The organism is Pseudogemmatithrix spongiicola, assembly GCF_030623445.1.
Classification (GTDB): Bacteria; Gemmatimonadota; Gemmatimonadetes; order Gemmatimonadales; family Gemmatimonadaceae; genus Pseudogemmatithrix; species Pseudogemmatithrix spongiicola.
The window spans coordinates 1,291,565-1,305,602 of record NZ_CP130613.1 but is presented as its reverse complement, the minus strand read 5'-3'; the positions used below and the strand labels follow the sequence as shown (position 1 = coordinate 1,305,602).

The 14,038-nt window shown below is 66.6% G+C and carries 14 protein-coding genes; 8 read left to right on the top strand and 6 right to left on the bottom strand.

Features of this window, described 5'->3' with window-relative positions:
- Nucleotides 1–4: 4 nt before the first annotated feature.
- Nucleotides 5–2,242 carry a TonB-dependent receptor gene (locus Strain318_RS05920; protein ID WP_367887979.1) on the bottom strand — a complete coding sequence of 746 codons (2,238 nt, stop codon included), beginning with the start codon at nucleotides 2,240–2,242 and terminating at the stop codon, nucleotides 5–7.
- A gap of 369 nt (nucleotides 2,243–2,611) precedes the next feature.
- Here Strain318_RS05920 and Strain318_RS05915 point away from each other — a divergent pair, with 369 nt between their 5' ends.
- Nucleotides 2,612–2,746, top strand: a complete 135-nt coding sequence (locus Strain318_RS05915; RefSeq protein ID WP_291158531.1) for a hypothetical protein — start codon at nucleotides 2,612–2,614, stop codon at nucleotides 2,744–2,746.
- A 92-nt stretch (nucleotides 2,747–2,838) separates the two neighbouring features.
- Here Strain318_RS05915 and Strain318_RS05910 read toward each other — a convergent pair whose 3' ends face one another.
- The 3 genes from Strain318_RS05910 to Strain318_RS05900 are packed head-to-tail and all read right to left on the bottom strand — an operon-like array spanning nucleotide 2,839 to nucleotide 4,883.
- Complete coding sequence (locus Strain318_RS05910; protein WP_367887591.1) at nucleotides 2,839–3,522, bottom strand: class I SAM-dependent methyltransferase; 684 nt, start codon at nucleotides 3,520–3,522, stop codon at nucleotides 2,839–2,841.
- A 7-nt stretch (nucleotides 3,523–3,529) separates the two neighbouring features.
- Nucleotides 3,530–4,510 carry an HD-GYP domain-containing protein gene (locus Strain318_RS05905; protein ID WP_367887590.1) on the bottom strand — a complete coding sequence of 327 codons (981 nt, stop codon included), beginning with the start codon at nucleotides 4,508–4,510 and terminating at the stop codon, nucleotides 3,530–3,532.
- 13 nt (nucleotides 4,511–4,523) lie between these two features.
- Entirely contained in the window at nucleotides 4,524–4,883 is a 360-nt protein-coding gene (locus Strain318_RS05900) for a DUF411 domain-containing protein (protein ID WP_291158537.1), read from the bottom strand.
- 157 nt (nucleotides 4,884–5,040) lie between these two features.
- Between Strain318_RS05900 and Strain318_RS05895 the strand changes: the two genes are divergently transcribed.
- Nucleotides 5,041–5,982, top strand: a complete 942-nt coding sequence (locus Strain318_RS05895) for an IS481 family transposase (RefSeq protein ID WP_367886306.1) — start codon at nucleotides 5,041–5,043, stop codon at nucleotides 5,980–5,982.
- 287 nt (nucleotides 5,983–6,269) lie between these two features.
- On the opposite strand, the gene Strain318_RS05890 is transcribed toward Strain318_RS05895, so the two are convergent.
- Both Strain318_RS05890 and Strain318_RS05885 read right to left on the bottom strand, forming a co-directional pair.
- Nucleotides 6,270–6,896, bottom strand: a complete 627-nt coding sequence (locus Strain318_RS05890) for a copper resistance protein B (protein ID WP_291158539.1) — start codon at nucleotides 6,894–6,896, stop codon at nucleotides 6,270–6,272.
- A 151-nt stretch (nucleotides 6,897–7,047) separates the two neighbouring features.
- Nucleotides 7,048–8,958 carry a copper resistance system multicopper oxidase gene (locus Strain318_RS05885; RefSeq protein ID WP_367887589.1) on the bottom strand — a complete coding sequence of 637 codons (1,911 nt, stop codon included), beginning with the start codon at nucleotides 8,956–8,958 and terminating at the stop codon, nucleotides 7,048–7,050.
- A gap of 168 nt (nucleotides 8,959–9,126) precedes the next feature.
- Between Strain318_RS05885 and Strain318_RS05880 the strand changes: the two genes are divergently transcribed.
- From Strain318_RS05880 to Strain318_RS05855, 6 genes are all read left to right on the top strand, one after another.
- Complete coding sequence (locus Strain318_RS05880; protein WP_367887588.1) at nucleotides 9,127–9,642, top strand: YybH family protein; 516 nt, start codon at nucleotides 9,127–9,129, stop codon at nucleotides 9,640–9,642.
- Nucleotides 9,643–9,688: 46 nt separating this feature from the next.
- Nucleotides 9,689–10,153 (top strand): BlaI/MecI/CopY family transcriptional regulator, encoded by a 465-nt coding sequence (locus tag Strain318_RS05875; RefSeq protein ID WP_367887587.1) that lies wholly within the window; start codon nucleotides 9,689–9,691, stop codon nucleotides 10,151–10,153.
- Nucleotides 10,154–10,223: 70 nt separating this feature from the next.
- Nucleotides 10,224–11,195 carry a M56 family metallopeptidase gene (locus Strain318_RS05870; protein WP_367887586.1) on the top strand — a complete coding sequence of 324 codons (972 nt, stop codon included), beginning with the start codon at nucleotides 10,224–10,226 and terminating at the stop codon, nucleotides 11,193–11,195.
- A gap of 104 nt (nucleotides 11,196–11,299) precedes the next feature.
- Nucleotides 11,300–11,719 (top strand): copper resistance CopC family protein, encoded by a 420-nt coding sequence (locus Strain318_RS05865; protein WP_367887585.1) that lies wholly within the window; start codon nucleotides 11,300–11,302, stop codon nucleotides 11,717–11,719.
- The gene (locus tag Strain318_RS05860; protein WP_367887584.1) at nucleotides 11,716–12,660 is read left to right on the top strand and encodes a CopD family protein; all 945 of its coding nucleotides are present in this window, start codon (nucleotides 11,716–11,718) and stop codon (nucleotides 12,658–12,660) included. The genes Strain318_RS05865 and Strain318_RS05860 overlap by 4 nt, the downstream gene beginning before the upstream one ends.
- Before the next feature lie 176 nt (nucleotides 12,661–12,836).
- A complete protein-coding gene (locus Strain318_RS05855) occupies nucleotides 12,837–13,997 on the top strand; it encodes an IS30 family transposase (RefSeq protein WP_437436316.1) in 1,161 nt (386 codons plus the stop codon).
- Nucleotides 13,998–14,038: the final 41 nt, after the last annotated feature.

Genomic DNA, 14,038 nt, shown 5'->3' with positions numbered 1-14,038 from the left:
TCCTTCAGAACTGAAGCTGGTAGATCAGACTCACGTTCCGACCCGGATTGGCCGCAAAGCGCTTGATCCGACTCGCCGCGTCGAAGTAGCGCGCGTCCGCAAGATTGTCGACGCGCAGCGTCATCCGATGTAGGACGTTGCCGACGAGCCACTGCTGTCCGGCGCTCACGTTCACCAGCGTATACGCCGCGGTCGCAGCGTCCACGCCGCCCGTCACGCGATCCTGCTTGAATCCGTGCCGGATGTCCGTGGCCACGAACCGACGGGCGAGCTCCCAGCGCAGGCCGCCGCCGATCCGGGCAGGCGGCAGGAAAGGGAGTGGCCCGCCCCCGTCGGCCAATGCCCCTCGCACCAAGTCACCCGAAAGACTCGCGACCCACGCCTCGCCTACCCGCGTTTCGATGCTGCCCTCCACGCCGCGCAACGACGCGTTGGCCTGCACGAAGCGCGCGAGCGGCATCGGCGTGCCATCCACAATCGTGTCCGACAGAAAGTCCGTTGTGACGTAATTGCTGATTGCGTTGCTGTACGCGGCGACCTGCGCGCTCACGCGCCCGCTCCTCAGGCGCGCAATGAGTTCCGCACCCAGACTTCGCTCGGCACGCAGCGATGGGTTGCCCACGTCGTAGCTCCCATTCGCGGCGTGCACCCCGTTGGAGTGCAACTCCTCAACAGTCGGCGCGCGAAACGCGCTGGCAAGGGAGCCGCTGAGACTGAATGCGTCAGAGAGCCGAACACTGGCACCGAGCGAACCGGAGAAGTTATTGAAAGCGCTCGTCTGCGCCGGACCGCATTTTGCGTTCCCCGCGTCAGATGAAATTGCGTACCGGTCCCATCGCGCCCCAATCTGCAACTGCGTGCCCGAGTCGTGATCCCGCAGGCGGGACAGGGCAATCTCTTGGAACAAGAAGATCCCGAGACCGACTGAGTTGGCGCCGGGGGTAAGAGCCTCCTCTCCGCTCGCCGCGTACTGCTTAAAGAGCCCTTGTACTCCGAGCGCGCCCTTTACCCGCCCGAACCCGGTCGTCGCCTGCGCGTTCAGCGTCTGAGTCTTAAGGGAGAAGCTGGTCCCCACCTCGCCGCCGGGCTCAATCTCATCCTGCGCGAAGTCTTGGACCGTCCCCTCCACACGAAGGTACGAAATACGGCGTGAGCGTAGCTGCACGCCCCCCTTGCCGCTCAGGCCGACGCGCCGACCATTGAGCCGCACCCCGGCCCGCGGGTCTCCCGGCGCAGACGGGATCCCGTATTCGAAGTCGTAGACGCGCAGCGCGAGTCCCGCGTTCGCCCGCTCGCCGATCAGCCCGTATCCGACCGTAGCGTTGAGCGCGCGCGAGTCGGTGCCTGAGAGCGTGGTGCCACCCCCGGTGCGCAGGCCTCCAAGCTCTCGCAATCCGGCGCGCACCGAGACTGCGCTGCGGTCGCCGACGGCCATCGTGCCTCCGGCGCTGAACGCGCCTCCGGGCGTGACTGTCTCGCCCTGAGTCGCGACATATCCTTCGAAGTGCCCGGGCACCGCAGTCGGAATGTCATTCGATACCACATTTACGACCCCGCCCAGCGCGCTGTTGCCGTATAGCAGTGTGGCCGGTCCGCGCACCACCTCCAACCGCTGCGCCGCGAGCGGGTCTACAGAGATGCCGTGGTCCGCAGCCGAAGACGCGAGGTCGCCCGCTCGCTCACCATCCTGAAGAATGAGGATCCGGTCGCCAGTGAGTCCGCGAATGACCGGCATCGTCGCTACTGGTCCTGAATAGCGCTGACTCACACCGGGTTCTCCGGCCAGGGACGCGGCCACCGAGGAGCCGAGCGCACGCGACAGCGAACGCCCCGAGAGTTCCAGCGCCGCCTGCGTGAGACGGTCCGACTCGGTCCCGGTGGGTGATGCCGCTACGACCATCGCCGTGAGCCGCAGGGGGGTGGCGGTGAGGCGAATCGTCGCGAGCACCTCAGAATCCTCGGCCGGCACGCGCACCACCAGATGTCCCGGCGCGTATCCGAGGAGCATGACACTCAGATGATAATCGCCGACCGGGACTCCACGAATGGTGAACTTCCCTTCAGCATCGGTCGTCGTAGCGCGGCCGAGCTCAGCGACGATCACCGTAGCATTGGGAAGCGCGACGCCAGCGGAATCGGTGACAATCCCGTGGACCTTGCCCGCCAGCGTGGCGGCCGAGCCAGTCGTTGCGGCGATTGGAGCGAGGAGGACGGTGGCGAACAACAGGAGTGCGCGTCGCATGAGACGACGCAATGAGTACGAAATCATTGGATGGACTGAGTCTGAGGGAAATGACGCGGCCAAGCGCCCGGAGTGGGCGCGGCGCAGACTCAGGTGACGGGAGGAGCTCTGGTCGGGGGGCGAAGGAAGGAGAAGGCTCGCAGGGGAGGCGGACACAGATCCAGCGTCGGCTCAGTCGCTCCAGCGTACGAGGGTGGAAGCAGCGGACCGCTGAGGGCCACCCACCCAGCCTGCCCCATCTGCTGACAGACTTGGCACACCGCGGGGTCGTGTAGCGACGGACAGTTGGTCTCGCTCGCGTCCTGCCAGTGAGCTACGATGCGCTCTGCGTGATCGGTCTGGGCATCGAGCACAGGAATCGCGACCTGGATGGCCGCATACGCGAGCATCAGCAGGGTCGCCGCAAACCGCTTCATCGCCGAGCGCCCGGTGTTGGTGGACGCAGTGGCTCGCGCAAACATGGCAATGGTGAGCTTCATCAGCGCCAAGGAAGAAGAAGCGTGACTGCGATGTTCAGACAACCCTGACGGCGATTGACGAGTTCCGTCTGATGGCGCAATCCGGCTTCATCGAGGGCGCCGTCGCCGAACCCGGCGCTACTCGGGCCGCCGAGCTCTGTAGAGCGCGATTGTCCCCAACGACGTGTCCACGTGTCCCTCTTGAACGACCTGCTCGAATCCAGCCGCCACGAACAGCTCCGGCAACCGACCCGCGACGTTGTCGCGCGTGGTCGCCACACCATCCAGCGCCTGGACGATGAGAAACAGTGCACGCATCGTGGGACCGCTCGGGCGCCCCCAGTCGGCCACGTGCAACTCGCCCCCGGGGCGCAACACGCGGTACGCTTCCGCCGCTGCCTGCTGCTTGCTCTGCCAGGTGAGATGGTGGAAGAATAAGCTCGAGACAACCCGATCGAACGACGCACCTGCATACGGCAGCTCGTGTGCGAGTGCGCAGTCGAACGCGAGCAAGACCTCGGCCGCGGCGGCTTTGCGCGTGGCGATCCGGAGGACCTCGGGATCGCCATCCACGCCGACGATGCGAGTGCTCGGCTCCCTTCGCTTGATTCCAATCGTCAACGAGCCCGTGCCGCAGCCGAGATCAAGGATGTCCAGCTCCGGTCGCGTCACGGCCTGCGCAATCAGCGCGCCGCGGAAGCGGCGCTCGCGCGTCGTCAATGCGACAGCACGGTCGTACAGCGGCGTCAGGACCCGCAGGCCCAGCGCCGGAACATACGTCGAACCCTCGCGCTTTCCTCCTTCCGTTCCCGTCGAGATCAAAATGGCCTCACGTTGGGAGTTCCGACTCGGCCTGGCGTCGAGTCCGCCGAATGGCCGCTTCACCAAGATCCATCATCGCCGCAACGACACGCGGATCGAACTGTGTCCCTGCACCCGCTCGAATCGTCGAGACCGCCTCTGCGTGCGACACGGCACCACGGTACGGACGGACCGACGTCAGGGCATCGTACGCATCGACCACGGCGAAGATCCGCGCGCCGACAGGAATCGCGTCGCCGCTGAGCCCCTGCGGATAGCCGCGACCGTCGTATCGTTCGTGGTGCGTTAGGACGCACTCGGCCGCCTCCGCCGGGATGCCGACGCGACACAAGATGCGATACCCCGCGGCCGGATGCTCCCGCATGACGGCCTGCTCAGCGGACGTCAGGGGTCCGCTCTTGAGCAGGATCCCGTCCGGCACGGCAATCTTCCCCACGTCGTGCAGCAGCGCACCGAGTCCAACGGCCTCGCGCCGCGCGGCGTCGAGCCCGAGCCGACGGGACAAGAGCAGCGTGTACGCGCGGACGCGCAGCGAGTGCGTCCCGGTGTCGTGCTCGCGCAAGTCGAGCGCCGCCACCAGCCCCGTGACCGCCGCCGCATGCGCCTTCGCGATCTCGTCAAGGAGCCCGCGCTCGCGGTCGAAGAGGAGGCCCACCACGGCTCCGACGATCCACAACGTCACGAACTCGGCGAGCTGGTTGGCGCGCTCCATGGTGTCGGACGGCCAGCGTAGCAGGGCGTGCAGCGCCAGCATCGTGCTCATCACGGCGGTCGCGCGGATCGAGCCCCGGAGGCCAAACCAGGCCGCTGCGACCCCCACCGGCAAGAAGTAGAGCTTGCGCGCCGCGATATGCAGCTGGTGCTGCGCGTGTGTTGCCGTCGGGATGGCGTAGTGCAACGTCGTGATCGCCAGCATCAGTCCGACCAACAGGACGATACGCCGCCGGTGCGACGGCGAGTCATCCCCTCCGTCCTCCGGCGTCGGCAACCAGGCTCTACGCTCAGGCGAAGACGTGCGTCGCGCCCTCAGTCGTGAACGCGATCACGTCGAAGGGCTCGGCCGGAGCGCTTTCCATTCCCGGTGATCCGCCCGGCATTCCAGGCACCGCGAGCCCCTTGACCGATGGACGCTCGGTCAGCAAGCGGACGAGCGCCGACGCTGGCACGTGCCCCTCGACCACATATCCCTCGACGAGCGCGGTGTGGCACGACTGCAGCGCCGTCGGAACGCCGAACTCGCGCTTGACGGCACCGATGTCCTGCGCGAAGGTCGTCTCGATGCGAAACCCCGCCTCCTCCATCCGGCGAGCCCAGAGATGGCAGCACTGGCAGGCACTCGACGCGTGGAGGGCCACCAGCACCGGCGTTGTGACGGACTCCTCGCCGGACCGCCGAGACCACCACGCCGTGGCGGCCAGCGAAGCGCCGCCTAGCTGTCGGTTCTAAAGAGGTTGTTCACTGAGGCATAACTGAGGAAGCTGGAGGTGCGAGCCACCCAACCTTCAGCCAGAGGCCTCAGTGAACATCCACAACAATGCGCGATTGACCGCCTGGGGGCGAGCCGAGCTCGTCCGCCGGGTGGTCCTCGACGGCGAGCCGGTGCGCGCCGTCGCCGCGGCCCTCCACATCAGCCCGAGCACGGCTTACAAGTGGCTGCGCCGCTTCGCGGCCGGGGGCTGGGCGGCGCTGGCCGACCGCTCCTCGCGCCCGCATCGCTCGCCGACCGCCACGCGGCCGGCGCTCATCGAGCGGATTCTCCGCCTGCGCGCGACGCGGCTCACCGGGCCGGAGATCGCGGAGCGGCTCGGGCTCGCGGTCTCGACCGTGGGCCGGGTCCTCACGCGCGCGGGCCAGGGCCGGCTGAAGGGCCCGGGGGCGACGGGCGGGCCGCGCTACCAGCGCGAGACGCCCGGCGAGCTCGTGCATGTCGACACGAAGGCCCTCGATCGCTTCGTCACGGCGGGCCATCGCGCGCACGGCAACCGCTCGAAGGTCGGCCGCCGTCGGGGGCTCGGGCAGGACCATCTCCACGTCGCGGTCGACGACGCGACGCGGCTCGCGTACGCGGCGCTGCTGCCGACACAGGACGCGGCGGCGTGCACCCGCTTCCTCGAGGCGGCGCGCCGCTGGTTTGCGCAGCTGGGCATCGCCGTCACCGGTGTGATGACCGACAACGCCAAGGCGTACACGAGCCACGCGGTGCAGGCCGCGCTGGCCGCGCACGGGATCCGGCACCTGCGCACCAAGCCCTACCGCCCGCAGACGAACGGCAAGGCGGAGCGCTTCATCCAGACCGCGCTCCGCCGCTGGGCCTACAAGAAGCCATACCGGACCTCGGCGCACCGCAACGCGGCGCTGCCCGACTTCCTAGATTGCTACAACGTCGAACGGCCGCACCGGTCGCTCGGCCGCGTCCCGCCGCTGCTCCACTTCCTCATGCAGCGTGAACAACGTCCTTAGAACCGACACCTAGCGCCGCCGCCAGCCACGTGCGCCGAGCGAATCGGCGTCCCGGGGACTGCTTCCTCTGACTGACCTGATCCGCGGATCTCCGCTGGCCTTCGTTCGAACTCAACACGTTACCTCCTTTGAATAGGTGCCGCCGGGCGGCGTCTACTGTTCGCCGCACACAGCCTGATGAATGCACAAACCGAGACAACCCTTCGCTTCTCCTGCGTGCCCGGCGCCACGCGAGCCGCGGCCCGTCCCGTCAGGTGTCGCGAAAACACGTCACTCCCAGGTCCGCCCTACCTCCACAACCGCAGCCCCGCGACGATCAGCGTCTCGCTGGCCGATTCACCAGCAAGCCGCGCCAACTCCGCGCTCCGCCCATAGCCACGCTCCCAGACCACGCCGAGATACGGCGCGAACTCACGCCGAATCTCGAACCGTGTACGCAACCCGAACGAAGTACTGCTCAACCCTCGCCCGACGCCGAACGCGTCGTCGTCCTTGAGTGACAGGGTGGACTCCAGGCGCGGCTGCAGCACGAGCCGTTGCGTCAGGAAGAGGTCGTACGAGGCGGTCAGATCGAAGGAGAGATTGCCGTCCGTCGTGACGAACAGCGACGGCTCGAGCTCGAACCAGCCCGGCGCCAATCCCTGCAGACCGACCAAGGCGCCCGCTCGCGACGCGCTCGCGCCCGGTGCCGTGCGCACGTCGGCGCGGGCGCCCAACTGCACGTCCCACCACGGCGTGAGCATCCGGCCATAGAGCACTTGGTACTCGCCGTGCGTCGCGCGCCCACTGGTCGCGGCGCTGCCGTCGGCCTTGAACCACAGGCGGCGGCTCGCTCCGCCGGTCCACGCGAGCACATCGAAAAGCAGGGGACGTGCAGCACCGGCCGCGTCGTACTCCAGCACTTCCGTCAGCACGAAGGTCTCTCGCCCCCACCTCATTCCGTGGGAGGCATCGTGCGGTACGCTATCGCGCCCTTGTGCGTGGACGCGGCCAGCCGACGAAAAGAGCACCGTGCTCGCGCTGAGAAGTCCCGCCAGCAGCAGCGACGTCCGCCGGCCTCGACGTTCACTCGGCATCGCCATGCCCCTCGTGGCCGGTCGGCGCACTCACGCGCACTTCACGAAACATCCCGACCTCCATATGGTAGAGCACATGGCAATGAAACGCCCATCGCCCAGGGGCGTCCGCCGTGACCAACAGCGACACGCGCTCCGCCGGCTTCACGTTGATGGTGTGGATCCGCGGGCTACGGTCGCCCTGTCCGTTCTCCAACTCCATCCACATCCCGTGCAAGTGCATCGGGTGGTTCATCATCGTGTCGTTCACCATCGTCAAGCGAATCCGCTCGCCGTAGGTGAACTCGATGGGCTCCGCTTCATCATAGGGCACACCGTCGATGGCCCACGTGAAGCGCTCCATATTGCCCGTGAGATGAATCTCGATTTCGCGCGTCGGCGCGCGAAACTCCGCGTAGGGAGCCGCGGATCGCAGCTGCGAGTACAGCAACACGCGACGGCCATCCTCGCCCAGGCCCGCACCCGGCTCGGCGAGTCGACTCTTCGTGCTCATCGGGACCATCGCGTTGCCGTTGCCGTGCGTGTCGGTGCCGTGCGGCGTCTCCGGTGGTAGCGTCCCAGGTGCTCGCAACGCTGCGGCATCGCCCATCTCCGACATCTCGTGCCCCGCGTGCTCGTCATCGGCTGCGGCTGTCGCCGGAGCGCTGGGCGGCATGTCGTGTCCCATCTCGGCGTGGTCCATCCCGTCCATCCCACCCATCGCGGAGTGATCCATCCCCATATCGGCCATCGTGAGCAGCGGACGGCGCCGACGCGACGGAAGGTCGGCGAGCACTCCGGCGCGAGGCGCCAACGTCGCTGCGGTGAAGCCGCTGCGATCCATCGCCTCGGCGTACACGGCGTAGGCCCGGTCGTCGGGGAGCTGCACAATCACGTCATACGTTTCTGCAATCGCGATGCGGAACTCCTCAGTCTCCACGGGCTCCACTGGCTGCCCGCTCACTTGCACGACGGTCATCGGTAGGCCCGGTACGCGTACATCGAAGTACGAACCCGCCGCCGCGTTGATCACGCGAAGCAGAACGCGTTCTCCCGGCGCGAACTGCGCCGTCCAAGGCTCCTCGGCGGTGCGGCCGTTCAGCAGGTAGCTGTACGTCGCGCCAGTGACGTCCGCGATGTCCGTCGGATTCATCCGCATTCCGGCCCACATCCAGCGATCACTGATGGTGGCCGAGAATCCGTCGCGCGCGACGTCTCGGAAGAAGTCGGCCACCGTCCGGCGCTGATAGTTGTACGCGTCCGGCTGCTTCTTGAGCCGCGAGAGGACGCGGTACGGGTTCTCGAAGGTCCAGTCGGACAGCACCAGCGCGTGCTCGCGGTCATAAGCGGGGCCGCTGCGCTCGGCCGGCTCGATGATCAATGCGCCGTAGTGGCCGAGCTGCTCCTGCAACCCCGAGTGGCTGTGATACCAATAAGTGCCAGCCTGCTTCACCGCGAATCGGTACTCAAAGGTCTCGCCGGGTCGAATGCCCGGGAAGCTTAAGCCCGGCACGCCATCCATCTCGGGCGGCAAAATGATGCCGTGCCAGTGGATGGAAGTGTCTTCCGACAGCGTGTTCCGCACCCTGATGACGGCTTCTTCGCCCTCGCGGAATCGCAGCACAGGCCCGGGCACGGTCCCATTGATCGTCGTCGCGCGGGCGTTCCGCCCATCGAGTCGCACAATGGTTTCGGCGATAGTGAGGTCGTACTCGCGCACGCCGCCGGGCGCAGGAGCAAGCGCGGGTAGACCGGGGTTCAGAGAAGGTGCTGTGGCAACGCCCGCGCGGAGCGGTTCGGGTAGCGCAGCCGCAGCGCCGAGGAGTGCACCAGCCTCGAGGAAGCTCCGGCGCGAGACGTGGAAGTTTTGACGCGGTTGAGTCACGGTAATAGTTCGCTTGACACGAGAAGAATGGGCCATCGGGCTAAGAACGGCGCCTAACCGAAAGCTAGGCCCGTGTTTTACGTTCTGTAAAGCCCCTCTTCTCCACCCTGCATCCTTTGGCACTTGCCGACTGCAGTTCACACAGAGTAGACTCTATTGACAGGTTCGTCGTTCCTTCCCCTTTTCTCCAACCTCCTCGCCCTAATGTCTGGTATCTCTCGCCGCCTCGCCGTTGCCGTCGCGATGACCGTTGCACTCGCAGGCCGCGCCAACGCGCAGGACCACGCACACGCTGGCCACCAAGCGACGCCGAGCGCTGAGGTCGCGTCCGTGATTCAGGCGATCCAGGCGCTCTTCGCTGCCGCGGAGCGCGGCGACCTCGCGGCCCTCGATTCGATCTACGCCGGTGACAGCCTCCTGGTCATTGAGGGCTCCGGCATCAATCGCGGGTGGACGGACTATCGCGACAATCACCTCGCGCCGGAACTCAAGGAGTTCAGCAACTTCCGGTATCGGCCCTTCGAAATTGAAGCGCGCGTGTCCGGCAATCTTGCGTGGGCCACGTTTCGCTACGCGCTGAGCGCGGACCTGCCCAACGGCAAGGCTGACGTGGTTGGGCGCGGCACAGCGATTCTTGAGCGCCGTGGCGCGCGATGGGTCGTGCGCCTGACGCACACGGCTAGCCGTGCCCGCCGGCCCAGTGATCCGCCGATGCCCTGAGTCATCGCGGTTGCCGCACCGACCCTCTCGCCCCTAGAGTCAGAGTATGTCACCTCGCAAGCGTCGTATCCTTTCTCCCAAGTCACCCCGGCTCCCGGAGACGATGAATCTCTCAGGGAGCGGGGTTGGCACCGTCTTAGGTGAGCTCGAATCCCGACTGATGCGACTGTGCTGGGACGCCGCGCGGCCACTGAGTGCGCGAGAGATTCACGACCGTCTGCGGGCTGAGCATCCTGTTTCACCCCTGACGAGTACGACGGTGCTCAATCGCCTCGTGCGCAAGGGGTTTCTGTCGCGCGGGCGCGTGGATGGGTTGCTGCATTTCACGGCGCGCGTGGACGAGCCGGAGTTTGTCTCGCAAGCTTCGCGGCGGGCGGTGGAGGGTATCCTCTCGCTCGGTGCCGAAGCGGTGACGGCGTCGATCGTCGACGTGCTCGCCGAACGCGATCCCGAGCAGCTAGCCGAACTCGCACGCCTGATTCGTCGCAAGCTTCGCGAGCAGGACGGTTAACGCGATGGCGTCGGCGAGCGCCGGCGTCCGCCCCCCTGTCATACGCCGGGAGGAGCGACGCCGGCGCCTCTTGCTCTTCGCAATTGTCGCCCTGCTGCTCCTCGGCGTCACGCCAGTCGTCGGACATCACGTGCTCGGCGCGGTACCGTGGCTCTCGGCCGAGCAACATCATCTCGCGATGCTGTGCTTGGTCGCGTTGCACCAATTTCTTGAGCCCGTGCACGACATTGCGCATTGGCTGCTCTACGCGGGCGTCGTGTTCGTTGTATTGGAGCGGGGGCGGGTGCTGTGGCGACACGGACGCGTCATGCGCGACCTTCCACAAGCGCGCGTGAGCCCAGACTCTGCGATGGGACGTGCCGCGCTCGCGGCAGGACTTCGCATCGAGCAAGTGTGGGCCGTGCGTGGACTACCGATGCCTGCCTTTACGACGGGTTGGGTTCGGCCACGGGTCGTCGTTGCGACCGACCTCAGCGAGCGACTTACACCTGACGAGCTCACCGCCGTGCTCGCGCACGAAGCCGTGCACCTGCGGCGACGCGATCCGCTGCGTCTGTTCGCACTTCGCTCGCTGGCCTCGTTGCTGTTTTGGCTTCCCGTCCTTCGCCGAGTCGCCGCTGACTTGGAGGACGAGGTGGAGATCACGGCTGACGATGAAGTGGCGCTGTGCCTCGCGTTGCCGCTCGCCTCAGCTGTGCTCAAGCTCGGCGGGGGGGCATCGACTCCCGTTGCCGCGACAGTGGGATTTCAGCGCGCCGATTTGTTGCCGCGCCGCATTCGGCGTCTTGCCGGCGAGGATGCACTGGTGGTATCACACACGTCCACGCGTTCGCTCATTGCGGCATCGGTGGCATTGCTCCTTGCTTGGAGTTCCGGCGTGATGGTGTTGCATCCACTCAGCGACCCGGGCCAGCACGCAGCCCACGGGCCAGCGCATTGCGACCATCCGGAGGCGAACCCACTCACGCATCTCTTCTGCCGCGGCTGGTCGTTTGGGGGCGATGGATGCCCGCACGAGGCCGCGCGTCGCTCAGCGCCGTAATGCCTGCACCGGAAGGCGACGAAGGGCTGTGCCCCTTGCGGCGCGGCCAGCCGACAGTAATATTTTACACAGAGTAAAGCGCCTTCACCCACTCCTGCTCCCCTATGCGCAATTCCCTTCGTTCGCTTGCCTTCATCGCTGTACTTGCCCTCGCCATCCCGCTGAGCGCCGCGAGCGCCCATCCTCGCCTGCTCAAGTCGACGCCAGCCGCCGACAGTCGCTCCGCAGAAGCGCCACGCGAAGTTGCGCTCACGTTTAATGAATCACTTGATCTCTCGCTCACCCGCGTAACGTTGCACCACGGCGAGATGGCCATCCGCTTGGATCCGCTTCAGTTCGCCCAGGACGATGACAAGACCGTGATCGCGAACATTGTGGGAGCTCTCGCGCCAGGTCGTTACACGGTGCGGTGGCAAGTCACGGGTGATGACGGCCATCCAGTGCGTGGCACGTTCACGTTCGAGGTCCTCGCGGCACGCTCCGCAGCGCCGCCATCCTCGCATCGTGAGCTGACCGCTCGATGATGGAGAGCGTCTTCGGGGTCGAGTCTCCGGCCTTCGTGGCAATTCGGGCGGTACTGTCCGCCTGCACGGTTCTGCTACTGGGCACGCTCGCATTGCGATTCGTGGTATTGCGTCGTTATGCAGGGCCGGATGCTCGGGAGTTGCGGGATGCCATCGACTCCACGCTTCCGCGGTGGATCGACGCACTCGGGTTGGTGGCACTGCTCGCAACGTTGGCGAGACTCGGCGCGCAGCACGCTGCGGTGTTCGGTGGTGACGTTGCACCGTCGGGCGAGTCGCTCTCCGCACTCCTGTTTCGCGCGGGTTGGGGACGCACGTGGTGGGTGGCGCTAGTCAGTGCCCTCACAGTGACTTGGATCGCACCTCGACTACGAGGGAACACCATTGCCAGTTGGGCGGCACTCGCTGGCGCAGTGTTCGCATTCACTGTGGCGCAACCGTGGTCTGGCCATCCAGCAGCTGCGGCGCAGCCGATGCTGGCGATTGCGACGCAGTTTGTCCATGTGGTCGGCGCCGGTGGATGGCTCGGGAGCCTGGCGCTGCTGACGTTCGTAGCGGTCCCTGCTGCGGGTCGAGTGAGCACAGAGCACGCAAGCAGCGCAGATGCGCGAGTCGCCGCACTTGTGCGTGCGTTCAGTCCCACGGCTCTCATCTTTGCCTCGCTGCTTGCGGTCACGGGTCTCGCGACTGCATGGGTCAACCTCGGTAGTGCGGCCGCGCTTTGGCAAAGCGTGTACGGGCGCACGCTTCTGCTTAAGCTTGCGCTTCTCGTCGTTGTTGCTGGGACGGGCGCATACAATTGGCGGCGTGTGCTTCCGTCGCTGGGGCAGTCATCAGGTAGTACGGCGCTTCGACGCTCTTCACTCGTGGAGCTCGCGGCGGGAGTGCTCGTGCTGGTGGTAACCGCGGTGCTGGTGGCTACTCCGATGCCTGGCGAATAGCGCGCGGGACAGGGCCGGCATAACGAAGCTTGCTGGCTGACAGCCACGCTATTGTAGCGCCCGCTTCGCGGTCGCATTTTATGGAGTGTCTGCAGCAGAAGCACACGTTATGCAGACTGGATTCAGAGGGTCGATGCAACACCTTCCATAGTTCCTTCTATATGGAGGTAGTTGCGATGTTCATCCCCAGCCCGCACGGCTACACGTGGCAGCAGCGCGCTGAACTCTGGGCGCGCTATCGCGCCGGCGACTCGGTCCGCGAGATCGCCCGTGACCTCGCCAAGGATCCCGGCGCCCTCCACGGCGTGATTCGCAAGCAAGGGGGCATCTCGCCACGCCTGCGTGCGCGCTCCGCGTTGGCGCTCTCGCTCGACGAACGAGAGCGCATCTCGCGCGGGCTCGCCGCCGGCGAATCCTACCGAGCGATCGGCCGCGCCTTGGGCCGTGCGGCATCGACCATCAGTCGTGAGGTCGCACGTCATGGGGGCCCGACGAAGTATCGGGCCGTCCGGGCCGACGCGGTCGCGTGGAAGTCCGCGCGCCGGCCGAAGGCCTGCCGCCTCGCGTCCCGGCCGCGACTGCGCTATCTCATTGCAGCGAAGCTCAAGCGGCGCTGGTCACCGGAACAGATCAGCGCGTGGCTCCGCAACACCTACCCGCACGAGCCGGAGCTGCACGTGTCGCACGAGACGATCTACCGCTCGCTGTACGTCCAGGCGCGCGGCGTGCTGAAGAAGGAACTGCTGAAGCACCTGCGCACGGGACGCGTCGTGCGGCGCTCGCGCGCGTCCACGCGCAAGGGCCAAGGCCGCGGGCAGATCGTCGACGCCATCTCCATCAGTGCGCGCCCGGCCGAGGTGGAGGACCGCGCGGTCCCCGGCCACTGGGAGGGCGACCTCCTCGCCGGCGGCGACAACACGCACATCGCCACGCTCGTCGAGCGCACGTCGCGCTTCGCCATCCTGGTGAAGGTCGCCAGCAAGGAGCCGAGCCGCGTGGTGCCCGCGCTCATCCGCCAGATGCGGCGCCTGCCGCTGCACGTCACGCGCTCGCTCACGTGGGATCGCGGCAAGGAACTCGCGCACCACCAGCGCTTCACCGTCGCCACCGGCGTGCAGGTCTACTTCTGCGATCCGTACAGTCCGTGGCAGCGCGGCACCAACGAGAACACGAACGGCCTCTTACGGCAGTACTTCCCCACGGGCGCGAGTCTCGCCAACGTTACGCAGCGGCAGCTCGATGCCGTCGCCGCTCAGCTCAATGGGCGGCCTCGCAAGACGCTCGACTTCCGCACTCCCGCGGAAGTCTTCGACGAAGCTGTTGCATTGATTGCTTGAATTCATCAGACGCTACTGGCGTCGTCTTGCGCAACCACAAG

Excerpts from the sequence above, each read along its gene's own strand:
- Strain318_RS05920 (WP_367887979.1), bottom strand. The coding sequence starts at position 2,242 with ATGCGACGCGCACTCCTGTTGTTCGCCACCGTCCTCCTCGCTCCAATC.
- Strain318_RS05915 (WP_291158531.1), top strand. The coding sequence starts at position 2,612 with ATGGCCGCATACGCGAGCATCAGCAGGGTCGCCGCAAACCGCTTCATC.
- Strain318_RS05885 (WP_367887589.1), bottom strand. The coding sequence starts at position 8,958 with ATGGCCCATTCTTCTCGTGTCAAGCGAACTATTACCGTGACTCAACCG.
- Strain318_RS05880 (WP_367887588.1), top strand. The coding sequence starts at position 9,127 with ATGTCTGGTATCTCTCGCCGCCTCGCCGTTGCCGTCGCGATGACCGTT.
- Strain318_RS05875 (WP_367887587.1), top strand. The coding sequence starts at position 9,689 with ATGTCACCTCGCAAGCGTCGTATCCTTTCTCCCAAGTCACCCCGGCTC.
- Strain318_RS05865 (WP_367887585.1), top strand. The coding sequence starts at position 11,300 with ATGCGCAATTCCCTTCGTTCGCTTGCCTTCATCGCTGTACTTGCCCTC.
- Strain318_RS05860 (WP_367887584.1), top strand. The coding sequence starts at position 11,716 with ATGATGGAGAGCGTCTTCGGGGTCGAGTCTCCGGCCTTCGTGGCAATT.
- Strain318_RS05855 (WP_437436316.1), top strand. The coding sequence starts at position 12,837 with ATGTTCATCCCCAGCCCGCACGGCTACACGTGGCAGCAGCGCGCTGAA.